General features: G+C 71.9%; 25 protein-coding genes. 11 read left to right on the top strand and 14 right to left on the bottom strand.

The annotated features are described in order from the left end of the window. Positions 1-29: 29 nt before the first annotated feature. Entirely contained in the window at positions 30-884 is an 855-nt protein-coding gene (locus ACIQI8_RS03315; protein WP_402344289.1) for a helix-turn-helix domain-containing protein, read from the bottom strand. A 98-nt stretch (positions 885-982) separates the two neighbouring features. Continuing rightward, positions 983-1,774, bottom strand: coding sequence for an SAM-dependent methyltransferase (locus ACIQI8_RS03310; RefSeq protein WP_402344286.1), 792 nt, complete (start codon positions 1,772-1,774; stop codon positions 983-985). Between the two features lie 193 nt (positions 1,775-1,967). On the opposite strand from ACIQI8_RS03310, the gene ACIQI8_RS03305 reads away from it, so the two are divergent. Further along, on the top strand, positions 1,968-2,606 hold the full coding sequence (locus ACIQI8_RS03305; RefSeq protein ID WP_402344283.1) for a TetR/AcrR family transcriptional regulator: 639 nt from the start codon (positions 1,968-1,970) through the stop codon (positions 2,604-2,606). 108 nt (positions 2,607-2,714) lie between these two features. Here the strand turns inward: ACIQI8_RS03305 and ACIQI8_RS03300 are convergent, their stop codons facing one another. Beyond that, positions 2,715-3,458 carry a DUF2993 domain-containing protein gene (locus tag ACIQI8_RS03300; protein ID WP_402344280.1) on the bottom strand — a complete coding sequence of 248 codons (744 nt, stop codon included), beginning with the start codon at positions 3,456-3,458 and terminating at the stop codon, positions 2,715-2,717. Positions 3,459-3,634: 176 nt separating this feature from the next. Here ACIQI8_RS03300 and ACIQI8_RS03295 point away from each other — a divergent pair, with 176 nt between their 5' ends. The 3 genes from ACIQI8_RS03295 (at position 3,635) to ACIQI8_RS03285 (ending at position 6,750) form a co-directional block, all read left to right on the top strand. Then, entirely contained in the window at positions 3,635-5,272 is a 1,638-nt protein-coding gene (locus ACIQI8_RS03295; RefSeq protein ID WP_402344277.1) for an MFS transporter, read from the top strand. Between the two features lie 72 nt (positions 5,273-5,344). Then, entirely contained in the window at positions 5,345-5,887 is a 543-nt protein-coding gene (locus ACIQI8_RS03290) for an NUDIX domain-containing protein (RefSeq protein ID WP_402344274.1), read from the top strand. Between the two features lie 68 nt (positions 5,888-5,955). Next, entirely contained in the window at positions 5,956-6,750 is a 795-nt protein-coding gene (locus ACIQI8_RS03285) for a fructosamine kinase family protein (RefSeq protein ID WP_402346656.1), read from the top strand. A 141-nt stretch (positions 6,751-6,891) separates the two neighbouring features. Here ACIQI8_RS03285 and ACIQI8_RS03280 read toward each other — a convergent pair whose 3' ends face one another. Beyond that, positions 6,892-9,063, bottom strand: coding sequence for a hypothetical protein (locus ACIQI8_RS03280; protein WP_402344271.1), 2,172 nt, complete (start codon positions 9,061-9,063; stop codon positions 6,892-6,894). A 158-nt stretch (positions 9,064-9,221) separates the two neighbouring features. Between ACIQI8_RS03280 and ACIQI8_RS03275 the strand changes: the two genes are divergently transcribed. Both ACIQI8_RS03275 and ACIQI8_RS03270 read left to right on the top strand, forming a co-directional pair. Beyond that, the gene (locus ACIQI8_RS03275) at positions 9,222-10,097 is read left to right on the top strand and encodes an SGNH/GDSL hydrolase family protein (protein WP_402344268.1); all 876 of its coding nucleotides are present in this window, start codon (positions 9,222-9,224) and stop codon (positions 10,095-10,097) included. Between the two features lie 28 nt (positions 10,098-10,125). After that, entirely contained in the window at positions 10,126-10,704 is a 579-nt protein-coding gene (locus tag ACIQI8_RS03270) for a PadR family transcriptional regulator (RefSeq protein WP_402344265.1), read from the top strand. Between the two features lie 51 nt (positions 10,705-10,755). On the opposite strand, the gene ACIQI8_RS03265 is transcribed toward ACIQI8_RS03270, so the two are convergent. Continuing rightward, on the bottom strand, positions 10,756-11,595 hold the full coding sequence (locus tag ACIQI8_RS03265) for a helix-turn-helix transcriptional regulator (protein ID WP_402344262.1): 840 nt from the start codon (positions 11,593-11,595) through the stop codon (positions 10,756-10,758). 103 nt (positions 11,596-11,698) lie between these two features. Between ACIQI8_RS03265 and ACIQI8_RS03260 the strand changes: the two genes are divergently transcribed. Beyond that, a complete protein-coding gene (locus tag ACIQI8_RS03260; RefSeq protein ID WP_402344259.1) occupies positions 11,699-12,406 on the top strand; it encodes an SDR family NAD(P)-dependent oxidoreductase in 708 nt (235 codons plus the stop codon). A gap of 135 nt (positions 12,407-12,541) precedes the next feature. Then, complete coding sequence (locus tag ACIQI8_RS03255; RefSeq protein ID WP_402344256.1) at positions 12,542-13,747, top strand: cysteine desulfurase-like protein; 1,206 nt, start codon at positions 12,542-12,544, stop codon at positions 13,745-13,747. Here ACIQI8_RS03255 and ACIQI8_RS03250 read toward each other — a convergent pair. The 3 genes from ACIQI8_RS03250 to ACIQI8_RS03240 all read right to left on the bottom strand — a co-directional run bounded on the left by ACIQI8_RS03250 (position 13,684) and on the right by ACIQI8_RS03240 (position 15,864). Continuing rightward, entirely contained in the window at positions 13,684-13,920 is a 237-nt protein-coding gene (locus ACIQI8_RS03250) for a UTRA domain-containing protein (protein ID WP_402346654.1), read from the bottom strand. The genes ACIQI8_RS03255 and ACIQI8_RS03250 overlap by 64 nt on opposite strands. 234 nt (positions 13,921-14,154) lie before the next feature. Next, positions 14,155-15,339, bottom strand: a complete 1,185-nt coding sequence (locus ACIQI8_RS03245; protein WP_402344253.1) for a CaiB/BaiF CoA transferase family protein — start codon at positions 15,337-15,339, stop codon at positions 14,155-14,157. 198 nt (positions 15,340-15,537) lie between these two features. Next, complete coding sequence (locus tag ACIQI8_RS03240) at positions 15,538-15,864, bottom strand: hypothetical protein (RefSeq protein ID WP_402344250.1); 327 nt, start codon at positions 15,862-15,864, stop codon at positions 15,538-15,540. Between the two features lie 213 nt (positions 15,865-16,077). On the opposite strand from ACIQI8_RS03240, the gene ACIQI8_RS03235 reads away from it, so the two are divergent. Then, positions 16,078-16,965, top strand: a complete 888-nt coding sequence (locus tag ACIQI8_RS03235; RefSeq protein ID WP_402344247.1) for an LLM class F420-dependent oxidoreductase — start codon at positions 16,078-16,080, stop codon at positions 16,963-16,965. A 28-nt stretch (positions 16,966-16,993) separates the two neighbouring features. Here ACIQI8_RS03235 and ACIQI8_RS03230 read toward each other — a convergent pair whose 3' ends face one another. Beyond that, entirely contained in the window at positions 16,994-18,238 is a 1,245-nt protein-coding gene (locus ACIQI8_RS03230; protein ID WP_402344244.1) for an MFS transporter, read from the bottom strand. Between the two features lie 189 nt (positions 18,239-18,427). On the opposite strand from ACIQI8_RS03230, the gene ACIQI8_RS03225 reads away from it, so the two are divergent. Then, positions 18,428-19,348 carry a LysR family transcriptional regulator gene (locus ACIQI8_RS03225; protein ID WP_402344241.1) on the top strand — a complete coding sequence of 307 codons (921 nt, stop codon included), beginning with the start codon at positions 18,428-18,430 and terminating at the stop codon, positions 19,346-19,348. Between the two features lie 86 nt (positions 19,349-19,434). Here ACIQI8_RS03225 and ACIQI8_RS03220 read toward each other — a convergent pair whose 3' ends face one another. The 3 genes from ACIQI8_RS03220 to ACIQI8_RS03210 form a co-directional block, all read right to left on the bottom strand. Further along, positions 19,435-20,253 carry an aldo/keto reductase gene (locus tag ACIQI8_RS03220; RefSeq protein ID WP_402344238.1) on the bottom strand — a complete coding sequence of 273 codons (819 nt, stop codon included), beginning with the start codon at positions 20,251-20,253 and terminating at the stop codon, positions 19,435-19,437. 53 nt (positions 20,254-20,306) lie between these two features. Continuing rightward, positions 20,307-21,521 carry an MFS transporter gene (locus ACIQI8_RS03215; RefSeq protein WP_402344235.1) on the bottom strand — a complete coding sequence of 405 codons (1,215 nt, stop codon included), beginning with the start codon at positions 21,519-21,521 and terminating at the stop codon, positions 20,307-20,309. A 179-nt stretch (positions 21,522-21,700) separates the two neighbouring features. Continuing rightward, positions 21,701-22,159, bottom strand: a complete 459-nt coding sequence (locus tag ACIQI8_RS03210; RefSeq protein ID WP_402344232.1) for a MarR family winged helix-turn-helix transcriptional regulator — start codon at positions 22,157-22,159, stop codon at positions 21,701-21,703. Between the two features lie 143 nt (positions 22,160-22,302). On the opposite strand from ACIQI8_RS03210, the gene ACIQI8_RS03205 reads away from it, so the two are divergent. Beyond that, on the top strand, positions 22,303-22,833 hold the full coding sequence (locus ACIQI8_RS03205) for a 2'-5' RNA ligase family protein (RefSeq protein ID WP_402344229.1): 531 nt from the start codon (positions 22,303-22,305) through the stop codon (positions 22,831-22,833). A 42-nt stretch (positions 22,834-22,875) separates the two neighbouring features. On the opposite strand, the gene ACIQI8_RS03200 is transcribed toward ACIQI8_RS03205, so the two are convergent. Together ACIQI8_RS03200 and ACIQI8_RS03195 are read right to left on the bottom strand one after the other, a co-directional pair. After that, on the bottom strand, positions 22,876-23,877 hold the full coding sequence (locus ACIQI8_RS03200) for a helix-turn-helix domain-containing protein (protein WP_402344226.1): 1,002 nt from the start codon (positions 23,875-23,877) through the stop codon (positions 22,876-22,878). Between the two features lie 112 nt (positions 23,878-23,989). Continuing rightward, on the bottom strand, positions 23,990-24,964 hold the full coding sequence (locus ACIQI8_RS03195) for an alpha/beta hydrolase (RefSeq protein ID WP_402344224.1): 975 nt from the start codon (positions 24,962-24,964) through the stop codon (positions 23,990-23,992). Positions 24,965-25,011: the final 47 nt, after the last annotated feature.

Genomic DNA, 25,011 nt, shown 5'->3' with positions numbered 1-25,011 from the left:
GTGACGTGGATCCGTCGACACACCCAGCGTCACGCGGGCGGATGGTGCCCGGCTTGGATGTTTCGGAACTCCTGTGCCAACCAGACGCTCGGCGAGCAGGAGGCCAGCGCCGCGAACTCGCGGTCGAGGTGTGACTGGTCCGCGTAACCGCAGTCGGCGGCCAGTCCCGCGAGGTCGGTGCGGCCGGGGCGGACGGCCAGCCGGCGTCGGGCGCGGTCGAAGCGGATGACCCGGGCGGCGGCCTTGGGGGTGAGGCCGATCTCGGCGCGGAAGCGGTTGCGCAGATGCCGGTCGCTGTAGCCGGCCTCGGCGGCGAGCTTGTCGATGCGCAGTCGGCCGCCGGTCGACAGAAGCAGCCGCCAGGCGTCCGCGACCGGCGAGGTGAGGGCCGCCGGCCTGATCGCCTGGTGGAACATCCGGCGCAGCAGCCAGCCGTCCACGACACGGAAGCGGGCGGGCCAGTCCGTGGCCTCACGCAGCCGGTCGTGGGCCTCGCGGACGTCCGCGCCCAGCACCTCGTCGGCGTGGAGGTCCATCCCGGTGAGCTCCCCGGCGGGCACTCCCAGCAGCACGCGGGCGCCCAGGGGGCTGATCCCGATCTGGACGCCGGACTGGCGGCCCGGGATGTCGATGAGCGCGGGCGTCAGATGCAGACCGCCCAGCAGGGTGGCGAAGTCGCCTGGAGCCGCGGCGGGGTCGGGATGCGCGGCCATGCTCAGCGAGTCGTCGAGGGTGAGGATCAACGTCAGCCAGGGCGAGGGCAGCCCGCGGTGCCGGGTCGGCGCGACCCCGCGCTGGCGGTAGCCCGCGTACCAGCCGACCAGCCCGCGCAGCGCCGGCGACGGAACCGCCCGTACCGCCTCGTCCACGATCTCGGCACCCACGCACCCATTGTCCCGCGCGGGCCCGCACCGCGCAGGAACACGTCGGCGGGCGCTCGGCCGCCGCTACGGTTCTTCGGGCGTCAGGCCCTTGACCGCGGCTACGGTTTGCGGGCCACGCCACCGAAGTCGTCGACCTCCAGGACGTCCTCGGCCGGGACCGTCGGGCGCCAGCGGGAGACCGAGACCAGGCCGGGGTCGAGCAGTTCCAGGCCGTCGAAGAAGCGGGCGAGCTGCTCCGGGCTGCGGTTGATCCGCGGATTGTCGCCCGCCTCGTTCCACTGCTCGATCATGGTGCGCATGCCCTCGGGGTCGAGGACCTCGGTGTCGTCGCACAGCACCAGGAAACTCCCGGACGGCAACGCGGCGACCAGACGCCCGACCAGGTCGTACGCGGAGTCGTCGACCACGTGGGCCGTGATCCCCAGCAGCACGAGGGCGACGGGACGCGTGAAGTCCAGCGTCTTGGCCGCACCTTGCAGGATGGTCTGCGGATCGTGCAGATCGGCGTCGATGTAGTCGGTCCTGCCGTCGGCCGTGCTGGTGAGCAGCGCCTCGGCATGGGCCAGCACGATCGGGTCGTTGTCGACGTAGACGATCCGGGTCTCGGGGGCGATCCGCTGCGCCACCTCGTGCGTGTTGTTCGCGGTGGGCAGGCCCGTGCCGACGTCGAGGAACTGACGGATGCCGGCCTCGCGCACGAGATGCTCCACCGTGCGGACGAGGAACGCCCGTTGGGCCCGGGCGATGTCGAGGATCTGCGGGTTCGCCTCGACGATCTGGTCACCGACCTGGCGGTCGATCTCGTAGCAGTCCTTGCCGCCCAGCCAGTAGTTCCATATCCGGGCGGAGTGCGGGACGCCGTTGTTGAAGAGCGCGGTGTCAAGTGGCATGAGAACTCCTGCAGTTGGCCTGTCGCCACCTCATCGCCCGGGACATGATCAGTCAAGCCGGACGCACGCCACGGCGCGCCTCGCGTCCCTGGGGGAGCCCCTGGACCGTGTCAAAATGTGCGGGTCCCGCAGCCACCGCGGCAGGTCCACCGCCCCGCCGCCGTGCCCCGCACCGACCCACCGAGGTTCCTCCGTGTCCAAGCCCGTCGCCCGTGAGCCACAGCGCCGCAACGCGCGGTCCAACCGGGCACGCATCCTGGCCACGGCCCGCCAGGAGCTCGGGCGGAACCCGGACGTCACCTTGGAGGAACTGGCCCGCGCCTCCGGTGTCGTACGGCGCACGCTGTTCGGTCACTTCCCGGGCCGCGCGGCCTTGCTGCAGGCGCTCACCGAGGAGGCGTCCGAGGCGCTGCGGGAGGCCCTGGAAAACGGGGCGCGGTCCGCGGAACCGGCCGAGCGGGCCTTCGCGTACTTCGTCCTCTCCCTCTGGCCGGTGGGCGACCGCTACCGGATGCTGCTCGGCCTGGCCCGGCGCGACCTCGGCCCCGACCGGGTGACCGAGGTCCTCGCGCCCGCCCGGGCCGTGGCCACCGCCATCCTTGAGCGCGGGCAGCGCGAGGGCGTGTTCCACACCCGGCTGCCGGCCGCCGCGCTCAGCGCCGGGCTGGAGGCGCTGACGGTGGCACTGCTGGAGTCGGTCAACTCCGGGGCGCTCGAGGACGACGGGACCCGGACCGCGACCGCCGGGCTCATCGCGGCGGGAGTTCCCGAAGAGCGGGCGGCCGCGGTGGTCGGCGAGGTCGCGGCGAGCATGCCGCCGGTGGCGGACTGAACGGGCGGCGACTTCACCCTCGTATCGACGGGTGAGATCCGGGAACTGGCCGATGAGACCGGCTGACCGGCTTCCGGGATCGGCTGATGTCCGGCGTCGCGGTCGTCCTCAGGCGGCCCGGCCGGCGGAGTCTTCCTCGGATCCCCGCTGCGACCCCTCGTCCGGGCGGAAGGTGACCGACTCGCCCGAGAAGTGGGCGCTGAGGCCCGTGGCCGTCGTGCTGACCGTGCGCAGGTGCAGGCCCTCGGGGATGTTGCGCAACTGGATCGGCTCCGCGAAGACCCGGTCCAGCAGGGTGCGGCCGATGGCGGGGAGCGCGCCGCCCGTGACCTGGAAGTCGTGGAACGAGATGCGGTTGCCGGAGGCCGCGGAGACGGCCGTGGTGACGTCGACCTCGGAGCCCAGGGGCAGCAGCACCTTCGCGGTGATCCGGCCGGGCTGCGCGGCCTGGCCGATCTCTATGCCGAGCGCGTTCGAGATGTCCGGGTAGGAGAGGTAGGCGGTCGCCTCGGCCTCGCGTGCCCGCGCCTCCTTGTCGTCGTCCGACTTGCTCAACCCGTCGAGGCCCACGCTGAGTTCGGTCACCGGTAGCGGGCGCTCGGACCCGTCGGCGGGGATGTCGTGCGCCGTGATGTCGACGTGCCGCAGGGTGCCGGCGGCCAGCTGGGTCAGCACGGGGACACCGCGCACATGGACCTGCGGCGGCAGGGGCGTGCCCATGCCCTCCTGGAAGGCCTTGGCCGTACGGGACTCGACGCGCGCCGCGGCGAACCGGTCGGCCGCCACGGGGACGAGGACGAGTGCGAGCAGGGCGGCGAGGGCGATGAGGAACGGTCGGGGGCTGGTCCGCATGGGCCTTCCTTTGGCGAGAGGGTCCGAGGTGAGGGCCTTCGGAATGGGGGGAGCCCGAAGGGGGTGTTCGAGGCAGGCGGGCGGCCTGCGGGGTGGTCGCCATATTTGCACATCGATGAGCAATAAACTAGCCTGCACATCAATGGGCAATTAACTCGTCACCTAGGAGCCCCACGATGCCCTTCCTCACCGTCACCCCCGTGGAGAAGATGTCCGCGCCCTACCCCCGCCGCTGGTGGGCCCTGCTCGTGCTCTGTCTGAGCCTGCTGATCGTGGTCATGGCGAACACGTCACTGATCGTGGCGGCGCCGGACATGAGCAAGGAGCTGGGCCTGAGCAGCAGCGACCTGCAGTGGGTCATCGACGGCTACACCGTTCCGTATGCGGCGCTGATGCTCGTCCTGGGCTCGATCGGCGACAAGTACAGCCGTCGCGGCGCGCTGGTCACGGGTCTGCTGGTGTTCGCCGCCGGCTCGGTGATGGGCAGCCTGGTCGACCGGACCGAGCTGGTGATCACCGCCCGCGCGATCATGGGTGTCGGCGCCGCCGTGGTCATGCCGGCCACCTTGTCCCTGCTGGTCGCGATCTTCCCGAAGGGGGAGCGGGCCCGCGCCATCACGGCCTGGACCGCGACCTCCGGTCTGGCCATCGCGGTCGGCCCGCTGGTGGCCGGCTGGCTGCTGCGGGACCACGCCTGGGGCTCGACCTTCCTGATCAACGTCCCCATCGCGCTCGTCGGCGTCGTCGGCGCCCTCGCCCTGGTCCCGCCGTCGAAGGCGGCGCGGATGGGCCGGATCGACTACGTCGGCGGCCTGCTGTCGATCGTCTCGGTGGGCTCCCTGGTCTACGCGACCATCGAGGGCCCGCACTTCGGCTGGGGCGCGGGACCGATCACCGCGGCCGTGGTGGCCGGCGTCGGTCTGGTCGCCTTCGTGCTGTGGGAGCTGCGCCACCCGCACCCCATGCTGAACGTGCGCATGTTCCGGCTGCGTCCCTTCAGCGGCTCGATGCTCGCCGTGCTGTTCTTCTTCTTCGGCACCTTCGGCGCCATCTACTACTCCACGCAGTTCCTGCAGTTCGTCCTGAACTACGACCCGCTGGAGACCGGCGTACGACTGCTGCCGCTGGCCGGTGCCGTGTTCGTGGGCGCCGCGCTCACCGGCCGGCTGACTCCGAAGGTGGGCATGAAGCCGATGGTGGTGGCCGGTATGGCGATCGGCACCGCGGGCGTCCTCCTGCTGACGCGGATCGACACGGGCTCGACGTACACCGACTTCCTGGCTCCCGTGATGATGCTGGGCTTCGCGGTCGGCCTGAGTGTCTCCCCGGCCACCGACACGATCATGGGCTCCTTCCCCGAGAACGAGCTGGGCGTCGGCGGTGGCGCCAACGACACCGCGCTGGAACTGGGCGGCTCCCTCGGCATCGCGATCCTCGGCTCACTGCTGGGCACGGCCTACCGGGACAAGCTGGGCGACCTGGTCGGCGGCCGTCTCCCGGCCGCCGCGCTGGACACCGCCAAGGACTCGGTCGGCGGTGGCCTCGCGGTCGCCGAGCAGGTCGCCAAGAACCCCTCGGCCGGCGGGCCCCGGCAGGCGCAGGCCCTGCTCGACGCCGTCCACGAGTCCTTCGCCCACGGCGTCGCCCAGACCAGCCTCGTCGGCGGGATCATCATGGCCGCCGGGACGCTGATCGTCCTCGCGGTACTGCCCGGACGCCGGGGTGGCGGGACGCGGCGGCCGGAGGAGGAGACCGGCGGTTCGACCGAGCCCGCGGGTTCACTGGAGGAGGTCCACACGGACTCCGCGCGGTAGTTCCCTCGCGGCGTCCATGGTCCGCGCAGTGTGCGGCGTCGACTGTCAGTGGCGGCACGTACGCTCCGCCGGATGACTCCCCACCGCCTCGATCGACGCACCCTGGACGCCGCGCTCTCCGACGTCCGACAGGCCCTGAACGTGTACGACGACGCCATGGACTGGCTGCTCCGCCCCGAATCGGCGTTCAAAGGGCCGTTGGGGGCCGAGGCTTGGGTCTTCGACCCGGCCCTGACCCACGTCTTGCTCGTACGGCACCCGTGGCGGGGCTGGGTACCGCCCGGCGGCAAGGTGGACCCCGGCGAGACGCCCCGCGAGGCGGCTCGCCGGGAGCTGTTCGAGGAGACCGGGGTCCGCGCCGCACTCCTTCCGGCACCCGCGATCGCCACCGTCCGCTCCTACCGCCCGGGCTGGCCCGCCGTCCTGGGCGTGTCGTACCTGGCGGTCGTGGATCGCGGGACGAGTCTGAACCCGGAGGACGGTCAGCCCGTCGACTGGCTGCCCTTGGACGAGCCGTGGCAGGGCTGGTTCAGCGAGGACCGGACGCGGATGAGACGGTGCGCGGAGCTGATCGGCGACGGGGAGCGGGGGAAGGAAAGGGAGTGGCGCGGGTGAGTGACGCCGAGGATCCCGCCGACGTGGCCGCCCGGCTCACCGGTCTCGCGGTGAGCGGCACGCGCCGGATGACCGGGGCGCTCACCGAAGTCGCCCTGGACGGCGGCCGGTCGGTGGTGGTGGTCAAGCGCGGCGACGGGCCGGGTGAGGTACGGGCCGAGGCGGCGGGGCTGCGCTGGCTGGCCGACGCCGGCACGGTCAGGATTCCGTGTGTGTACGGGGACGACTCGCGTTGGCTGGTGACGGACCGGGTGCCGCAGGGCAGGCCCACGGTCGAGGCGGCGCTGCGGTTCGGGCGCGAACTGGCCGCCCTGCACGCCTCGGGCGCCCCCGCGTTCGGCGCCCCACCGCCCGGCGGTCCGGTGGCCGCGTACATCGGACTCGCCCCCATGCGCAACGAACCCGGCACCGACTGGCCTCACTGGTACGCCGAGCACCGCGTCCTGCCGTATCTGCGTGACGCGGTGGACGCGGGCACCGTCAGTTCCGCCGAGGCGATCCTGGTCGAGCGCGTCTGCGAGCGGCTGCCCGAACTCACGGGACCGCCCGAGCCACCCGCACGCCTGCACGGCGACCTGTGGAACGGCAACGTGCTGTGGGGAGTTGACGGGCACGTCTGGTTGATCGACCCGGCCGCGCACGGCGGACACCGCGAGACCGACCTCGCGATGCTCGACCTCTTCGGCTGCCCGCATCTCGCCCAAGTGGTCGACGGCTATGAGGAGTCGGCGCCGCTGGCACAGGGATGGCGGGAGCGGGTGGGGCTGCACCAGCTCTTCCCGCTGCTCGTGCACGCGGTGCTGTTCGGGCGGGGGTACGCCGAGCAGGCACTGACGGTGGCGCGGGTGGCCGCCACCAGGTGACAACGACCAAGGGGCGCCGCACAGTTGGGATGTGCGGCGCCCCTCGGCGTGATGTCGGCGGCGAGGAAAGCGGACGGACTAGTTTCAGAAGGAGTTGAGAAGGAAGTCCGTTCATGGCCTCGCCTGCGGCAACCCTAACAGTCAGGCCGGGACCAAGTCGCGCAGGTTTTCCGGGGTGATGACCACGGAGTCCGGGTGCAGTCCGTCGGGGCGCTCCAGGCCGATGTAGGTGACGGGCGTCGACGGGACCGTCCCGCCGTCCCACACCGTCACCTCCGTACCGCGGGCGGCCATCAGATCGGCGACGTACCGGACGTCGATGTGCTCCCGCTCGACGATGCCGCGCAGGAGCGTCGCGATCGTCACCTTGTTGCCCTCGACCCGGTTGCCCGACTGCAGGCCCTTCAGATACAGGTGCAGCCACTTGGCGGTCCAACTGCCGTCCCGCGCACGCCGGAACGCCAGCGGCAACGCGACCCGGCCCGGGCCGCGCAGCTCCGACTTCATCCGTACCGTACGCGCCTCGAACGGCTGCCCCTGCTGCTCGCCCTCGCGCCGCATGAACCCGAAGAAGGACTCCTCGACCTCCTCGAAGCCCTCGCCCGAGAAGATGTTGACCTGGGGCACGATGAACGTGCTGCGCACGGCGCCGAGCCGCAGGTTGATGAACTCCGAGGCCCCGTCCGGCGCCTCGGTGATGTCACCGGAGTGCTCGCCCTCGACCTGGGTGAGGGAGGTGTACGCCAGCCAGGACACCGTCCGGTACTGGGCGTCCAGCAGCACCGCCGACAGGTCGAAGTCCGTCCGCTGCCCGGCCTCCTTCCAGTACACGAAGAACCGCAGCAGTTCACCGGCGACCGGGGTGACCGAGCCGCGGGGCAGCACCCCGAGGCCCGCCGCGGTCGCCCGCCCGGACAGCGGGAGTGCCACGGCGAGAACGTCCGGATCGACCAACAGGCGCTCGGGAGCGGGGAGTCGGCGGCCGATCTCCGCGTCGAGCGCGGTGATCAGACGCTTGCGCTCGGCCGGAAGGACGGGCGGCCGCTGGTCCTCGGCGATCCAGGCACGGCCGAGCCGGTTGACGAAGACGCGGCGTTCGCCGGTGTCCCCGGCCCGGTTGTGGAGGTGCTCGCGCACCGCCAGGACGACCCGGCCGGACACCTCGGTGACGACCTCCTCGGCGGCGGCCACCACGGCCTCGCGCTCCTCCTCGTCGATCGCCGTGCGCAGCAGCCGGTCCAGGGCGCGGAACAGCTTGCCCGGCGCGGACTTGAGCAGCGCGGTCGCGCCGAGGACGTCCTGCATACCGAGCAGTTCCTCGACATGGCTGTCGAAGGAGCGGGCTTCCAGCTCACCCCGGGCCACGGCGAACACCTGGGCCGCGTAAGGCCATTGGGGGTACTCGTGCGGGTGCAGCCGCTCGCCGAGCCGCTTCCACGGCTCGCGATGGGCGGGTACGTCGGCGAGCTTGGCCGGGGCGGCCGCGACGACCGAGTCCAGCCCGGCGAGCAGTGCGCGCCGGACCGGGCGCGGCACCGTCCGGAACCTGGTGGGTTCCTGGAGGGTCACGTCGCCGCCGGACAGCGCACAGGCCAGCCGCAGCACATCGGTGACGGTGTCCAGGAGCAGCTCCGAACCCGCCGTCAGCCGCGCCTCGTTGACCACGGCACGGTTCTCCCGGACCGGGATCGCCTCCGGCTGCGGACCGTCCACACAGTGCGCGGCGAGCAGCTTGAGGTCGCCGAGGTCGTCGTCGTTCAGCGGTGTGCTGCTGCCCGCCAGTGCGAGGTACAGCGCGGTGACCTCGTCGTCCGGCGTGCCGCCCAGGTGCAGGACGGTCAGGCGGTCGCCGGCCGCGGCGATCAACTCGTCGTGGTGGCCGAGCATTTCGGCGTACGTGTGCTGGTAGGTGCCGTAGGAGGGGAGGGTGAGCAGGTTGACGACACCGCTCTCCAACTGGGCGAGCGTACGGTCGCGGGTCGCGTCGTCGGCCAGCGCCCCGGTGATGCAGCGCATCCAGAAGTCGAAGGTGGCGGGCACGTTGGCCGGGAAGTCGACGAAGTAGACGTTGTGCCCGACGTGGTCGCCGACCATCTCGCGGACCGTGCGCAGCGTGCGCACGGCGGTGTCGACGACCGTGCCTTCGGAGCGCCCCGACAGGTGTTCCAGCAGTTCGGCCGAGAGCTTGAAGCCCACGGACATCAGGGCGGCGTCGAACTGCCGCGCGGCGACGTCCCCTTGACCGGCCGGGCCGGTGGACAGGGGGAGTCGGTGAGCATGCCGGATGACCAGCGGTTCCAGAAGGTGGGGCATTCCGGCATGGTCGCAGAGCCGTTCGAACAGGCGCACGTTGTTTTCCGTCGAGCGGTCCACCGCCGAGGAACGTCCTCTATAGTCAACAATGCGAATAGGTGGTGAATTGGCTATCCGCTCGTCGTGATGCGCTCCGACGGCGGCGGAAGGAGGTCCTCGTGCCGGTGGCAGGCGGATATCTGCGCTACGTGGCGCTGGGCGACAGCCAGACCGAGGGGCTCGGCGACGGCGACGACGTACGGGGCCTGCGCGGCTGTGCCGACCGGTTCGCGGAGCTGCTCGTGGCGGTCGATCCCGAGGTGCGGTACGCCAATCTCGCGGTGCGCGGGAGCCTTGCCGGGCAGGTGCGCGACCGGCAGCTCGCGCCCGCGCTCGCGATGGAACCCGACCTCGCGACCGTCGTCGCCGGTGTCAACGACCTGCTCCGGCCGGGTTTCGACGCCGACGAGGTGGCCGGGCACCTGGAGGCGATGTTCGCCGCGCTCACCGGACAGGGCGCCCGCGTCGCGACGGTCACCTTCCCCGACATCGCCCGCATCACCCCGCTGGCCCGCCCGCTCGCACCCCGGATCACCGCCCTCAACGACCGCATCCGGGAGGCGGCCCGCCGCCACGGCGTGGTGGTCGCCGAGACCGGTCTGCACCCGGTGCTGACCGACCCGCGTCTGTGGAGCCCCGACCGACTGCACGCCGGCCCCCTCGGCCACGCGCGCATCGCGGCCGCGGTCGCCGACGCGCTCGGTCTGCCGGGCAGCGACGACAGCTGGACGCGACCCCTGCCCGCCGAACCGCTCACCCCCTCCCGCCTGCGCACCGTCGGCGCCGAGCTGCGCTGGGTCGGCTCCTTCCTGGGCCCCTGGCTCGGGCGCCGGATCCGCGGCCGGTCCTCCGGTGACGGGCGACAGGCCAAACGCCCCGAGCTGTTCCCGGCCGGCCCGCTGATCGCCGGTCGCCTGAGGGAGCCCGGGCCCATGGAGAGGTCCGGGCTGATGGACGAGCCCGGCTCCAAGGAGGCGCGACAGCCATCCTCTTGACTGATCAACGCGGTGTTAATTTGGGACAATGGCTCTGCGCAACGCGGTGATGGCCGCTCTTCTGGAGGGCGAGGCGTCCGGGTACGACCTCGCGAAGGGCTTCGAGGCCTCGGTCGCCAACTTCTGGATGGCCACCCCGCAGCAGCTCTACCGGGAGCTTGAGCGCATGGAGCGCGACGGCCTCGTCTCCGCACGGGTCGTCCAGCAGGAGCGCCGCCCGAACAAGCGCCTCTTCTCCCTCACCGAGGCCGGCCTCGACGTGCTCCGGGAGTACGTCGACGAAACCCCCGCCAAGCCCATGGCCATCAGGGACGAACTGATGGTCAAGGTCCAGTGCATCGACATCGGCGACACCGACGCCGTACGAGCCGGCATCGTCCAGCGCATGGAACGCTCCACCGCCAAGCTCGCCCGCTACGAACGGCTGCGGGAACGCCTGTTGGACGGACGCGACGAGGACGAGTACCTGGCCGGGACCGAGCGCGTCGGCCCCTACCTCACGCTTCTCGGCGGCATCGGCCTGGAACAGGGCAACCTCCGGTGGGGGGAGACGGTCCTGCGAAAGCTGGACCAGCGGGCGGCCGCGAGGTCTTCGGAGAACGCCTAGTCGGGCCACGGGCCGGTCCGCCTTCGGTGCCGTGGGAGAACGGACAGCCGACTAGCCCACCAGGCTCTGGGTGCCGAGTACGCCGAGCAGCGCGAGTTTCTCCGCGTCCTCGGTACCGGGTTCCGCCGTGTAGATCATCAGATGCAGATCGTTGCCGGAGACGTTGAGGATGTCGCAGTCGAGGGTGAGGGCACCCACCTGCGGATGGTCGACGACCTTTCGTGAACCCTCGTTGCGGGCGACGGCGCCCGACTCCCACAGCTCGGCGAAGCGGGGACTGTTGGTGCGCAACTCCGCGACAAGACGCCGTAGTTGGGGATCGGCGGGATAGCGCACGGCCGCCGCGCGCAGTTCCGAGACGATGGCGCTCTGGAAGTCCGCCAGTTCGCTCGGGGTGTGCCGGACCCGGGAGGCGGGGCCGAGGAAGTTGCGCCAGACGCCGTTGCGTTCGAAGCCGCGCCAGCCCGACGGATCGCCCATCAGCGCCGCGTACATGGGGTTCGCGAGCAGCAGCGTCCAGGACGCGTCGTAGACGCCGACCGGGGTGTTGACCAGCCGGTCCAGCAGACGTTGGACGCTCGGGGTGATGTACGCGGGGACCGTCTCCGGGCCCGGCGGCACGAGACCGGCCAGCCGGAACAGGAACGCCCGCTCGTCCCCCGACAGCCGCAGCGCGCGGGCGAACGCCTCGACGACCTGCGCCGACGGGTTGGTCGACCGGCCCTGTTCCAGGCGCGTGATGTAGTCGGCCGAGATGCCCGCGAGCATGGCCAGCTCCTCGCGCCGCAGCCCGGCCGCGCGCCGGTGTCCGCCCGCCGGCAGCCCGGCTGACTCGGGGGAGACCCGGTCGCGCCAGCGGCGCAGTGCCTGCCCCAGTTCGGTCGCCGTCATGTCGTCCAGTGAACACCGTCGAGCGGGCCCGTGCCTGGTACCCGTGGTCCCAGGAAGCAGGTACGTCTGGCTGACGGCGCCGCCGCGCCGCACGCTGGAGGACATGACGACAACACTCATCACCGGAGCGAACAAGGGCCTCGGCTTCGAGGCCGCCCGCCAACTCATCGCCGCAGGCCACACCGTGTACATCGGCAGCCGGGACGCGACCCGTGGGCGCCGTGCCGCCGAACAGCTCGGCGCGCGCTTCGTCCAGCTCGACGTCACCGACGACGCCTCCGTCGAGGCCGCGGCCAGGGCCGTCGAGGCGGACGGCGGCCTCGACGTCCTGATCAACAACGCTGGCATCGAGGGCCGCGGCGAGAACAACGTGATCATCGGCCCGGCCGACGTCACCGCGGACCAGATGCGGACCCTGTTCGAGACGAACGTCTTCGGCGTCGTACGCGTCACGCGCGCGTTCCTGCCGCTGCTGCGCCGCTCGGCCGCGCCCGTCGTGGTCAACCTGAGCAGCGGTCTGGCCTCCATCTCGACACTCGCCGACCCCGAGTCGCCCGCCGCCTTCTACCTCGGCGTCGCCTACCCGTCGTCCAAGGCCGCGGTCAACATGATCACCGTGCAGTACGCGAAGGCGTTCCCGGAGATCCGGATCAACGCGGTGGAGCCCGGCTTCACGAAGACGGACCTCAACGGCAACACGGGCACGCAGACCGTCGACCAGGGCGCCGAGATCATCGTGCGCATGGCCCAGGTCGGCCCGGACGGCCCGACCGGCGGCTACTTCGACGCGAAGGGGCCTCTTCCCTGGTGAGCTCATGAATGTGATCATCGGCAAGTCCGCCGATCGGTAGGCCGCGGTCGACTACGGTCGGATTCGGCCGGGCGCGCCCCGCGCCCGCCGCGCCCGTGGAGTTCCGCGCCCGCACAGAGAGCAGAGGTCGAGGTCATGGCCGTAGACATCGCCGCCCTGCGGGGCCACTTCCCGTCCCTCGACCACGGCCTCGCCTTCTTCGACGGACCGGGTGGCACCCAGACGCCCCGCCCGGTCGCCGCCGCCATCGCGGAGACGCTCACCGGCCCCCTCTCCAACCGGGGCGCCGTGAGCGCGTCGGAGCAGAACGCCGAGCGGGCCGTCACGGAGTTCCGGGCCGCCTACGCCGACCTGCTGGGGGTACCGGCGAACGGCATCGTCCACGGGCGCAGCGCCACCCAGCTCACGTACGACTTCTCACGGCATCTGGCCAAGGAATGGCGGGTCGGCGACGAGATCGTCGTCAGCCGCCTCGACCACGACGCGAACGTGCGGCCCTGGATCCAGGCGGCCGACCACACCGGAGTGACGGTCCGCTGGATCGACATCGACCCCGAGACCACCGAACTCGACCTCGGCTCCTTCCAGCGGGCACTCTCCGACCGGACCAGGCTCGTGGCGGTCACGGCGGCCTCCAACGTTCTCGGCACCAAGCCGCCGCTGCGCACGATCGCCGATCTGGCGCACGGCGTCGGCGCGCTGGTGTACGTGGACGGGGTGCACTACGCCGCGCACAGCCAGGTGGACGTGCCCGCGCTGGGGGCGGACCTGTTCGTCTGCTCGCCGTACAAGTTCCTCGGGCCGCACTGCGGTGTGCTCGCGGCGGCGCCCGAACTGCTGGAGACCATCGCGCCCGACAAGCTGCTGCCGTCCACGAACGCCGTGCCCGAGCGCTTCGAATTCGGCACGCTGCCCTACGAGTTGCTGGCCGGTGCCACCGCGGCGGTGGACTTCCTCGCGGGCATCGACCCAGGGGAAGGGGTGTCGCGGAGGGAGCGGCTGACGCGGTCGCTGCGCTCCCTCCACGAGCACGAGTCCGTGCTGCGTGCCCGGATCGAGGACGGGCTGCGGTCCCTGGGGGCGGCCGTCATCGTGCACTCGAAGGCCGCCGACCGCACCCCGACCCTCCTGATGAGCCTCGATGGCCGTGACGCGTACGAGGCGCAGACGCATCTGGCGGCCCTCAAGGTCGTGGCCCCGGCGGGGTCGTTCTACGCCTACGAGCCTTTCGCCGCCCTGAAGTTGGAGAACCCCTCGCTCCGGGTGGGACTCGCGCCCTACAACAGCGCGGAGGACGTGGACCGTCTCATCTCCGGTCTGGCGTCCTTCCTCCAGGCGTAAGTGCGCCGCTGCCGCACCCGGTACGAGTAGTGCTCGGGCAGGAAGTGGCTGATGGCCGGCTCGACGACCCGCCCGGCGGCGGTCCGGTGGACGCGGTCGATGCGCAGGAGCGGTCGGCCCGGTACGCAGCCCAGGTGTTCGGCGATCTCCGCGGTGGCCTCGGCGACGGTGATGCTCTGCTCGGCCTCCGCGATCGGCTGGGGCGGCCGCTGATCGAGCAGGCCGATGACGGTGAAGGTGTTCGGTGTGCCGGGCGAGGCCGGTTCAGGTGTCCGCGTGCTCCAACTCCCGGACGACAGGCTTGACTTCCTTGTCGACGAAGTCGCGCACGGTCCGTACGACCAGCCGCTCGTCGTCGGACAGGATGTCCAGAACGCTCATCGGGTGTCCCTCCGATGCGGCGGTGGTCAGACGACGCCGTCGGCGCGCAGCGCCTCGATGTCGTCGCGGGTGCGGCCGAGGTCGGTGAGGATCGCCTCGGTGTGCTCGCCGACGTCCGGGACGGGATCCATGCGTGCGGGCACCCCGGCGAGGTCGGCGGGCGGTACGAGCGCCCGCACGGTGGCGCCGGGCACGGAGACCTCCCGCCAGCGCTCGCGGCCCGAGAGCACCGGATGGTCCAGGAACGCGGCGATGTCGTTGACCCCGGAACCGGCGATGCCGATCGCCTCAAGGTCCTTGAGGAGTTCCTCGGCGTCGGAGCGGGCGAACCGGTCGGCGACGATCGCGTTGAGTTCCGCGCGGTTGGCGACCCGGTCGGGACCGGTGGCGAAACGCGGGTCGTCCGTCAACTCCGGCCGTAGCAGGAACCGTTCGCACAGGATCGCCCACTCGCGTTCGTTCTGGATGGAGAACAGCACCTGCTTGCCGTCAGCGGTCGGGAAGGCGCCGTAGGGGGCGATCGTGGCGTGCTGGGTGCCCAGGCGGGCGGGCTGGGTGCCGCCGTGGCGCGTGTAGTAGGCGGGTTGGCTCACCCACTCCGCGAGCGCCTCGAAGAGGGAGACCTCGACGGGGTGCGCCCGGCCGGTGGTGGCCCGGGTGTAGAGGGCGGTGAGGATGCCGGAGTAGGCGTACATCCCGGCGGCGATGTCGGCGACGGAGATCCCGACCCGGGCGGTCTCCGCGGGGGTGCCGGTCAGCGAGACCAGACCGGTCTGCGACTGCACCAGCAGGTCGTACGACTTGCGGTCGGCCCACGGTCCGTCCGTGCCGTAGCCGGAGATCGTGCACGGGATCAGCCGTGGGTACCGCTCGGTGAGGACGTCGACGCCGAGCCCCAGACGGCCGGCGGCGCCCGGCGCGAGGTTCTGCACGAACACGTCGGCGCCGGCGAGGAGTTGGTGCAGGATCTCCCGGCCGCGCGGGTCCTTGACGTTCAGCGTCAGGGACTCCTTGGAGCGGTTGAGCCAGACGAAGTAGCTGGAGTGGCCGTGCACGGTGGTGTCGTAGCGCCGGGCGAAGTCCCCCTCGCCCGGCCGCTCGATCTTGATCACACGGGCGCCCAGGTCGGCCAGTTGGCGGGTGGCGTAGGGGGCGGCCACGGCCTGTTCCAGGCTGACCACCGTGATGCCGGACAGGGGGAGCTGCTGCACGGTCGTGCCTCCTGGTCCTGGTGCGGGACGTGCCGGCGCGGCCTCCCGGCGGCGGGCGCCAGGCCCTCCGCGCAGATTTGTACGGCCAAATGCGCGATACTGTCAATATTGGGGCGCTTTTGTACACATCAGTACGGCACCGGAGCCCGTCGAGCGGACGAGGGCGCCCGGTGCCGCTCGCAGTCTGAGACCGCCGAGTCAGGACTCCCGGCTCGGGTCGCACAGCACCATCACCGCACGCGCGACCAGTTCGCCCGCGCCGCCCAGTTCCTGGCGGTAGCGGTCCGTCATGCCGCGTACGGTCTCCGCGAAGTCCGGGTCGGCGGCGCGGGAGCGGGCCGGGGGCGGGAGTTCCTGGGCCATCGCGCGGCGGCGGGCCAGGAGGGCGATGATCTCGTCGTCCAGGCGCTCGATGCCGGCGAGTGGCAGCTGTGCCGTCAGCCCGGCCTCGTGGTTCGTCGTCGTCACGGTGGATCTCCGTTCCTGCGGGGCGGCGTGCCGCTCCCGTCCGTCCTCGTCCTTCATGGCAATCGGTCCTTCAACACCTTGCCCGTGTCGGTGAGCGGCGACTCCTGGTCCGTCACCTGGCCGTACCGGACTACGAAGGCACCTGCGACGGCGAAGACGCCGTTCACCCCGACCAAGTCCCCGTCGTGAAAGAAGAGTTCGGCCCCACGGCGGACGAACTCCGGGGGGCTCGGGAGAACATGGACACCTCCAGCAGATCCGAGGTGACCGATGCGCTTCATCTTCCATTACCCGGAGACGATCGGACCCGACGGCGACGTGCTCGACGCGGGTCCCCTGCACCAGGTCGCCGCAGCGGCAGAGCGGGCCGGCTTCGACGGGCTGTCGCTCAGCGAACACCCGGTACCGGGCGCCCGCTGGCTGACGGGCGGTGGCCATCAGACGCTCGACCCCTTCGTCGCACTCGCCTACGCGGCCGCCGTGACCGAACGCCTGCGCCTGCTCACCTACTTGGCGGTCGCGCCGTACCGCAATCCCTTTCTCCTCGCCAAAGCCGCCGCCACCCTCGACAAGCTCTCCGGCGGACGCCTGATCCTCGGGCTCGGCGCGGGCTACCAGAAGAGCGAGTTCCACGCCCTGGGCGTCGACATGGACGAACGCAACGCGCTGTTCGACGAGGTCCTGGACGTGCTCCCGCTGCACTGGGGCGGCGAGCGATTCAGCTACCAGGGGCGGCACTTCAGCGCCCGGGACGTGATCGCCAGGCCCCGGCCCGTGCAGCAGCCGATCCCGGTCTGGATAGGCGGCAACTCGAAGCTGAGCCGCCGCCGGGTCGCCGAGCGGGCGCAGGGCTGGATGCCGATGTCCGGGGGAGCGCGGCTCAGCGCCACGGCCCGGACGCCGGTGCTCGGATCGATGGCCGAACTGGCCGTGCAGATCACCGAGTTGCGGGCGGCCGCGGCCGGGCGCCCCGACCGGATCGACGTCACTTACTCGTACGGAGACGTCGAACCGGCCGTCGAGTCCGACCGGCACCGGGAGGCGTTCGCCGGGCTGGAGAAGGCCGGGGTCACCTGGACGGTCGTGTCGTGCCCGGCGCGGGCGGCCTCGGCCACGCTGGAGTTCCTGGAGGGGTTCGGGTCGGCTCATCTGCGCTGAACGTCAGGCGGAGCGCCCGCAGTTGACGTCACGGAGAAGCGGGCGCCGCCTCGGCCTCCGGTGCCGCCGGCTCCCGGTCGACGCGCGGCAGCAGCAGCGGTGTCGCCAGCAGCAGTACGCCGGCCAGGGCGATCGCGGGGCGGATGCCGACGACGCCGGCCAGGAGCCCCCACAACGCCGTCATCGCGGCGATCGTGGCCTTGCTGGTGACCGCCCAGGCGGAGAGCGTACGGGCGATCCGGTCGTTCGCCGTCCGTTCGAGGCGGAAGGTGGAGTACACCGGGTTGAACACCGCCGAGCAGAGGATCAACCCGAACTCGACGGCCATGACGAGCGCCAGACCGGGCACACCGGGCCCGATGAAGGCCAGCCCGACCGGCCAACAGGCGCGCAGCGTCCCGGAGATGAGCAGGACACGGTGCCGGCCGAAGCGGGCGACGAGTCCGCGGGCCATTCGCGAGCCGAGGAGGCCGCCCAGACAGGGCACGGCGAAGGCGAGCCCGTACTGCCAGGGCGGGAACCCGAGATCGCCGACCATCAGGACCGCCAGCAGCGGCGAGACCGCCATGATCAGGCCGTTGTTCAGGACCGTGTTGAAGAACAGCGGGCGCAGGTCGGGGTGGCGCAGGATGTACCGCCACCCGTCGAGCAGTCCGCCCGCCGACGCCCGGCCGCCGGCCGACGCGGGCGGCTGCTCCTTGCCGCCGATCGCCCGGATCCCCAGCGCCGACAACAGAAAGCTGACCGCGTTCGTCAGCACCGTCAGCACCGGGCCGAACAATCCGATCGCGGCCCCGCCGAGCGGCGGGCCGAGCACGGTCGTGGTCCACATCGTCGCCTCGAAGCGGCTGTTGGCGACGAGCAGGTCCTCCGGCGGCACCAGGGCCTTCAGATGGGCCCCACTGGCGGCGGTGAAGCTGATGTCGGCCGCCGCGGTGAGGACCGCCACAACCAGCAGTTGTACGAAGGTGAGCCCATCGAACGCATAGGCGGCCGGGACCGTGAGCAGCGCCCCGCACCGGACCAGGTCCATGGCGATCATCACCGGCCGCTTGTGCCGGAACTCCGTCCAGGGCCCGAGCGGCACCGCCACCGCCGCCCCGACCGCCAGCCCGGCCGCCGCCAGGATCGACACCTCCAGGGGCCCGGCATGCAGGACCAGCACCGCGATCAAGGCGAACGCGTCGAAGGCGAGCCAGGTGCCGAGCGAGCTGACGGCGTACGCCGCCCACAACCACCCGAACCGCCGCCCCAGCGACCGTCTGTCCCCCATGACCACGAACAACCCCTCCCGCACCGTTGCCGACCCGCACATCAAAGCGGGCGACGGGGAACGGATCAAACAACCGTCCTGCCAGGCATGCGACAACCACGGGTTGTCGCATCGGGACCGCCCCCGGAATCGGCTGCCCAGAGCGGGAACCGACCGATGAGCCTCCCGGGTGCCGGTAGAACTGACCTCGTGGATCTCGATGCCGTACGCACCTTCGTGGCCGTCGCCGACGCCGGACAGTTCCGGGAGGCCGCCTTCTCCTTGTCGGTCACCCAGCAGGCTGTCTCCAAGAGGGTCGCCGCGCTGGAGCGGGAACTGGCCGTGCGGCTGTTCACCCGCACGGCGCGCGGAGCCGTCCTCACCGTGGACGGGCAGGTCTTCCTGCCGCACGCCCGCGACCTGTTGAGGGCCGAGGAACGGGCCGCGGCCTCCGTCCAGCCCGGCCGGCGTGCGCTCCGCGTCGACGTGATCGGCCGCCGGCTCGCACCCGCCGACCTCCTACGGGACTTCCACCGGGCCCGCCCCGAGGCAGCCCTCGACGTCGTGACGCTCTTCGACGCCGAGGCGGCGATCGCCGCGGTCCGCTCGGGCACCGTCGACGCGTCGTTCCGCGCCCTCACCCGCCCCGCACGGCACCTGCCCGACGGCCTCTCGGCCGCCCGCGTCCACCACGAGCCGCTCCAACTGCTCACCGGCCCGCAGCACGCGCTCGCCGCCGCCCGCGAGGTGACTCCGGCGCGGCTGGCCGGGCACCGGATCTGGATGCCCGGCAATGTCGCCGGCACCGAATGGGCGGTCTTCTACGACGATCTGGCCGCCGCCTTCGGACTCACCATCGAGGTGACCGGGCCCGACTTCGGCACCGAGCCGCTCCTCGACACGATCGCCGACTCCCCGCACCTGGCGACCCTCGTCGGCGAAGGGACGCGCATGGTCTGGCCCGCCGACCACGACCTGCGGCGCATCCCGCTGCACGGCCCGACACCGGCGTACCCGCACTCGCTCCTGTGGCGCGCGGACAACCCGCACCCCACGCTCGCCCTGCTCCGCGCCCACCTCGGCACCGCGCGCTCGGGCGGCGACCTCTGGACGCCGAAGTGGGCGCGTTGACACCCTCGCCCCGGGGAGGTGCGGGGACATCGTCACCGTGGCGACGGGCGCGGCCCTGGATCTGATGAACCAGGGCCGTTCGTCGATCAGTTGAGGGTGTCGGGGTCCGGGCCCGTGCGCAGCCCGCGGTCCAGCCGCGCGATCGCGGCCATCTCCTCGTCGGCGAGCTCGAAGTCGAAGACGTCGATGTTCTCGCGGATACGGGCGGGCGTCACCGACTTCGGGATCACCACGTTGCCCAGCTGAAGGTGCCAGCGCAGCACCACCTGGGCCGGCGACTTGCCGTGCCGCTCGGCGATGTCGGTGAGCGGGGACTCGCCCAGCACCGCGCCCTGGGCCAGCGGGCTCCAGGCCTCGGTGACGATCCCCAACTCGGCGTGCAGGGACCGCAGTTCGCTCTGCTGCAGTCCGGGGTGGAGCTCGATCTGGTTGACGGCGGGCACCAGCGAGGAGTTGTCCGCCAGCCGACGCAGGTGCGCGGGCTGGAAGTTGGAGACACCGGCGGTGCGGATCCGGCCGTCGGCGGCCAGCTTCTCGATGGCGCTCCACGAGTCGAGGTAGAGGTCCCGGGCCGGCGTCGGCCAGTGGATCAGGTACAGGTCGACGTACTCCAGGCCCAGCTTGGCGAGGCTCGCGTCGAACGCGCGGAGCGTGGCGTCGTGGCCCTGGTCGGCGTTCCACAGCTTGGTGGTCACGAAGAGGTCCTCGCGGGCGAGGTCCGAGGCGGCGAGGGCGGCGCCGACGCCGGCCTCGTTGCCGTAGATCGCGGCGGTGTCGATGCTGCGGTAGCCCGCCTGAAGGGCGTTGGTGACGGCGGCGGTGGTCTCGGCGTCGGGGACCTGGAAGACGCCGAAGCCGAGCTGGGGGATCTCCACGCCGTTGTTGAGGGTGACGGTGGGGGTCATGTGCGCTGTTCCTTCGCGGTGTTGTCGGTTCGGTCTCGGGAGGTTCGGTCGGTTCAGTGCCGGGCGGTGGCGGGCACTCCGTCGGCCGCGGCGGACACGGCCACGACACGGCCGGTCGTGGTGCGGGTACGGCGGTCCAGGGCCGCGGCAAGGAAGGCCAGCAGCAGCGCGGAGCCGGACAGCAGGGCGCCGATCCAGTTCGGCGAGGTGTAGCCGAGCCCGGCGGAGATGACGACACCGCCCAGCCAGGCGGCCAGCGCGTTGCCGAGGTTGAAGGCGCCGATGTTGACGGCCGACGCCAGGGTCGGGGCGGCGGACGCCTGGTCGAGTACCCACTTCTGCAGTGGGGGGACGGTGGCGAACCCGAGTGCGCCGATCAGCGTCAGCGTGATCGCGGCGAGAGCCTTGTCGTGCGCGGTCGCGGTGAACAGCAGCAGCGTCGCGGACAGGGCGGCGAGCGCGGTGAACAGCATCGGCATCAGCGTGCGGTCGGCGAACCGGCCGCCCAGCAGATTGCCCAGGAACATGCCGACCCCGAACAGCACCAGCAGCCACGTCACCGCGCCGGCCGAGTAGCCGGCCACCTCGGTCATCATCGGCGTGATGTAGGTGATCGCGGCGAAGACACCTCCGTACCCGAGGACGGTCATCGCCAGCGCGAGCCAGACCTGGACGTTGCGGAAGGCCGCGAACTCGGCGCGTACGTCAGGGGACTTGGGCCGGCCCGCCTCGGGGACGAGCTTCGCCAGACCGAGCAGCCCGACGATGCCGAGCGAGGCGACGAGGACGAACGTGACGCGCCAGCCGGCGGCCTGGCCGATGTAGGTGCCCAGCGGGACGCCGACGATGTTGGCGACCGTGAGGCCCATGAACATCAGGGAGATGGCGGAGGCCTTCTTCTCCGGGGCGACCAGATCGGCGGCGACCACGGAGCCGATGCCGAAGAACGCGCCGTGCGCCAGGGAGGCGATCACGCGGCCGATCAGCATCACGCCGAAGGTGGGGGCGAACGCGGACAGCGCGTTGCCGACCACGAAGAGCCCCATGAGGAACATGAGCATCTTCTTGCGGGAGACCTTGGTGCCCAGGACGGTCAGCAGGGGTGCCCCGACGACGACACCGAGGGCATAGCCGGAGACCAGCCAGCCGGCGGTCGGGATGGAGACCCCGAAGTCGCCCGCGACCTCGGGCAGTACGCCCATGATCACGAATTCCGTCGTGCCGATCCCGAAGGCCCCGATGGCGAGGGCCAGAAGGGCGAGAGGCATGGGAGGTACCTTCCAGGCGATTGCGTGTGTCGCTTACGAGCGTCGACAATAGTTGCAGACGCGGTATAAATGCAAGCGCAGAGAAGTTCGGGGGCGGGTAGCGCGCGTCTGCAAGCAAGGGGCCGTGCGAGAGCCCCAGTGGTGGAAGCACCCCGGGGGCTCGGCGTCGGGATCAGGGGTCAGGCGGGTACGCGGAGCGTCTCGACCGCGTTGACCAGCGGGGCGAGCTCGGGGTTCGACGCGGCCGCGTCGAGGGCCTCGCGCAGGGCGGCCTCGTTGGTGGGGCGGGCCTCTTCCAGCAGCTTGAAGCCGGCCTCGGTGACGTTCGTATAGATGCCGCGCCGGTCGGTCGGGCACAGGTAGCGGGTCAGCAGTCCGCGGTCCTCCAGGCGGGTGACCAGCCGGGTCGTGGCGCTCTGGCTCAGCACCACCGCGTCGGCGACCTGCTTCATCTGCAGATGTCCGCCGTCGCCGTCGTGCTGCCGGCTCAGGACGTCCAGCAGTGAGTACTCGCGCACGCTCAGGTCGTGCGCCGCCTGCAGGGCGCGCTCGATGTGCGCCTCGATCCTGCCGTGCAGCAGCGAGAGGGCGCACCAGCCCTGGGCGAGGGCGGTGAGTGCCGGGTCCGTCGCGGTCATGGCCTGGGTCCTCCGTCGCGTGATGACTGGGATCCAGGATAGGGGATCGGTGAAATTACCGGCGGAAGCATGTAGCGCGCGCATGCAACGAGTGGCTGCCGGTGCGGGTCCGTGCCCGTCGGTGCGGCTGATATACACGTCGGATGGCGGACGACGCGCGTGGATTCCAGGCAGGACAGACAGGCCTCGTGGTGCTGATCCCCGAGGCCGAGCCGGTGGTCGGGACCTGGCGCGAGCGCCTCGATCCCGCCGCCCGCGCGGGCGTCCCGGCCCATGTCACCGTCCTCTTCCCGTTCCTGCACGCGGACGCCGTCGACGACGCAGCCCGCGCCGCCCTCGGCGAACTGGCCGCCCGGCGCCCGGCCTTCGACCTCCGCTTCGAGCGCTGCGGCCGCTTCCCCGGCGTCCTGTACCTCGCGCCGGACCCGGACACCCCGTTCCGCCGGCTCACCGAGGCCGTCGTCGAACGCTGGCCGGAAGCCCCACCGTACGGGGGCAAGTACGAGCCCGTGCCCCATCTGACCGTCGGCCAGGTCAAGGACGAGGCGGCCCTGGACGAGGCGGCGGCGGACATCGGTCCGAAGCTCCCCGTCACGGCGCGGGTGTCGTCGGTCGACCTGGTGGTGTTCAGCGGCACGGAGTGGCGGCTGGAGGAGTCGTTCCCCCTCGGGTGAGCGGGCGGCAGCGGGCGTGTGCGCCGTACCGCTCGCGGACCGTCACGGCCGCGCCAAGTGCCGCATCGCCAGCGCCAGTTGGAGCCTGAGCCGACCCTGCGGTGTGCGTACCGGCCAGCCCAGCAGGTGCTCCGCCTGGGTCAGCCGGTCCTGGAGCGTGGAGTGGTGGACGTTGATCTCGGCGGCCGCCGCCCGCTGACTAGCCGTCGCGGCCACGGCGTTGAGCGTGGCCAGCAGCCCGGGTACGGCAGCGGCGGCCGCCTCGATGGCGTGCACGTCGGCCGGTGGCTCGGCACCCGGTGCGATCAGCCCGGCGAGCAGGGCGATGCCGCCCAGCTCATCGGCGTACACCACGCGCGGGCCGGGGTCCTGCGCGGTGCCGTCGGCCGTGAACCGCAGGGCCGTGCGGGCCTCGGCCCAGGAGCGCGGCAGGTCGAGGACGGGGACCGCGGGGCCGACGCCGACGCGGCCGGCGGGGAGTTCCGCGACGGCGGTCAGCAGACGGGGTCTGCCGTCGGCCGGGGCGAGGGCGCGTACGCGGAGGGTCGGGTCGGCGGGGTCGACGCCGATGAGACGGGCCGCGTGCAGTCGGGCGTCCTGCGGCACCGTCGCGTCCAGCAGCGTCTCCACCAGCGCCGGGTCGTCGGCGAGCGAGGCCGGGGCGCGGCCCCGGGTGCGGTCGAGGACGAGCCGCACGGCACCCGCGGCCCGCTCCACGATCACCGCGTCGACGACACTGGGCTGCCCGGCCGGACGCTCCAGCCACAGCGCCGGAACACCGCCCGGCTCCAGCGCGGCGGACGGCCAGGCGGGGTCCGGCGGCGTGTCGACGTCCTTGCGGGTGCCGTCGGGCTCGACCCGCACCCGTACGCGCCGACCGCCGTCGACGAGCCGCGCCGGGCAGCCGGCCAGTACGGCGGCGCCGCGCACGAGGGTCTCCAGACCGGCCCTGGCCTCGGCCAGGTGATCGAAGTAGGAGATGACCTGCACCGCGGCCCCGGCGTCCGGGTCCAGCGCGGTCAGTCGTCCGGCCAGCTCTTTCATACGTTCATGGTCCTCCATGGCGAGGATGCGGGGGAGGCCGCGGCGGGGCGGGATGTCGGCCCTTCGCCCGCGGTGGGGGCTGCCGGCCCTTCGCCCCGCCCCCCGGACGCCTTTACTCGCCGACGAGCCGCCGCAGCCAGTCCAGCCGTGCCGCCGCCGTCGACCGGGACACCGCCGCCTGCGGGGCGAAGGCGTCGTAGCCGTGGAAGCCGCCCGGCCATACGTGCAGTTCGGCCACCCCGCCGGCCTGCCAGATCCGGGTCGCGTAGGCGACCGCCTCGTCGCGGAAGGTCTCCGCCGAGCCGACGTCGATGAACGTGGGCGGCAGGTCGGTGAGATCGTCGGCGCGCGCGGGGGAGGCGTAGGGGGAGACGTCCGGGCCGCCGCGCCGTTCGCCGAGCAGCGCCGTCCAGCCGGTCTCGTTGGCCGTGTGGTCCCAGACGCCGAGGCCCGCCATCTGATGGGAGGAGACGGTGTCGTTGCGGTCGTCGAGCATCGGGCACATCAGCACCTGGCCGATCGGCCGCGGACCCTTGCGGTCCCGGGTGAGCAGGCCGAGCGCCGCGGTCAGTCCGCCGCCGGCGCTGGCGCCCGCGATCACGATCCGGTCCGCGTCGGCGCCGAGTTCGGCCGCGTGCTCCGCCGTCCAGACCAGCCCGGCGTAGACGTCCTCGATCGGCGCCGGATGAGGATGTTCCGGTGCCAGCCGGTACTCCACGGAGACGACGACCGCGTCCAGTTCCCTCGCCCAGTCGAGGGCCGCGGTCACGCCGATCCGGTTGTCGCCGATCACCATGCCGCCGCCGTGCACGTGGTAGAAGACGGGCCGCGGGCCGACTGTCGTAGGGGCCGCGGGACGGCAGATGAGCAGCGAGATGTCCGGCTCGCCCTCGGGCCCCGGCACTGTCCGGTCCTCGACCGCGAAGTACCCGTCGAGGGTCAGGTCGAGCGCGCCGAGGAAGTCGACCCCCGTTCCCTCGCGCATCGCGGCGATGTCGTCCAGCGTGAGGCTGGGCGAGATCACATCCCTGACCAGTTCGAGCGCGGCGGCGAGCTCGGGGTCGAACGGCGGCGGTACCTGGGTCATGACGTCTCCTCACGCGGGGCGCGGCGGCTCTCGACTGCCATCGTCCG

The organism is Streptomyces sp. NPDC092369, assembly GCF_044755245.1.
In the GTDB taxonomy this organism is placed as follows: Bacteria; Actinomycetota; Actinomycetes; order Streptomycetales; family Streptomycetaceae; genus Streptomyces.
The sequence above is the reverse complement of the archived record's forward strand: the minus strand, read 5'-3'. Positions and strand labels throughout refer to the sequence as shown.

Bases quoted from the DNA above. Each gene is read 5' to 3' on its own strand.
- ACIQI8_RS03290 (WP_402344274.1), top strand. From the start codon at position 5,345: ATGACTCCCCACCGCCTCGATCGACGCACCCTGGACGCCGCGCTCTCC.
- ACIQI8_RS03200 (WP_402344226.1), bottom strand. From the start codon at position 23,877: ATGAAAGAGCTGGCCGGACGACTGACCGCGCTGGACCCGGACGCCGGG.
- ACIQI8_RS03310 (WP_402344286.1), bottom strand. From the start codon at position 1,774: ATGCCACTTGACACCGCGCTCTTCAACAACGGCGTCCCGCACTCCGCC.
- ACIQI8_RS03260 (WP_402344259.1), top strand. From the start codon at position 11,699: ATGACGACAACACTCATCACCGGAGCGAACAAGGGCCTCGGCTTCGAG.
- ACIQI8_RS03215 (WP_402344235.1), bottom strand. From the start codon at position 21,521: ATGCCTCTCGCCCTTCTGGCCCTCGCCATCGGGGCCTTCGGGATCGGC.
- ACIQI8_RS03295 (WP_402344277.1), top strand. From the start codon at position 3,635: ATGCCCTTCCTCACCGTCACCCCCGTGGAGAAGATGTCCGCGCCCTAC.
- ACIQI8_RS03300 (WP_402344280.1), bottom strand. From the start codon at position 3,458: ATGCGGACCAGCCCCCGACCGTTCCTCATCGCCCTCGCCGCCCTGCTC.
- ACIQI8_RS03270 (WP_402344265.1), top strand. From the start codon at position 10,126: ATGGCTCTGCGCAACGCGGTGATGGCCGCTCTTCTGGAGGGCGAGGCG.
- ACIQI8_RS03240 (WP_402344250.1), bottom strand. From the start codon at position 15,864: ATGAAGGACGAGGACGGACGGGAGCGGCACGCCGCCCCGCAGGAACGG.
- ACIQI8_RS03210 (WP_402344232.1), bottom strand. From the start codon at position 22,159: ATGACCGCGACGGACCCGGCACTCACCGCCCTCGCCCAGGGCTGGTGC.
- ACIQI8_RS03255 (WP_402344256.1), top strand. From the start codon at position 12,542: ATGGCCGTAGACATCGCCGCCCTGCGGGGCCACTTCCCGTCCCTCGAC.
- ACIQI8_RS03230 (WP_402344244.1), bottom strand. From the start codon at position 18,238: ATGGGGGACAGACGGTCGCTGGGGCGGCGGTTCGGGTGGTTGTGGGCG.
- ACIQI8_RS03280 (WP_402344271.1), bottom strand. From the start codon at position 9,063: ATGCCCCACCTTCTGGAACCGCTGGTCATCCGGCATGCTCACCGACTC.
- ACIQI8_RS03265 (WP_402344262.1), bottom strand. From the start codon at position 11,595: ATGACGGCGACCGAACTGGGGCAGGCACTGCGCCGCTGGCGCGACCGG.
- ACIQI8_RS03195 (WP_402344224.1), bottom strand. From the start codon at position 24,964: ATGACCCAGGTACCGCCGCCGTTCGACCCCGAGCTCGCCGCCGCGCTC.
- ACIQI8_RS03220 (WP_402344238.1), bottom strand. From the start codon at position 20,253: ATGACCCCCACCGTCACCCTCAACAACGGCGTGGAGATCCCCCAGCTC.
- ACIQI8_RS03285 (WP_402346656.1), top strand. From the start codon at position 5,956: ATGACCGGGGCGCTCACCGAAGTCGCCCTGGACGGCGGCCGGTCGGTG.
- ACIQI8_RS03205 (WP_402344229.1), top strand. From the start codon at position 22,303: ATGGCGGACGACGCGCGTGGATTCCAGGCAGGACAGACAGGCCTCGTG.
- ACIQI8_RS03235 (WP_402344247.1), top strand. From the start codon at position 16,078: ATGCGCTTCATCTTCCATTACCCGGAGACGATCGGACCCGACGGCGAC.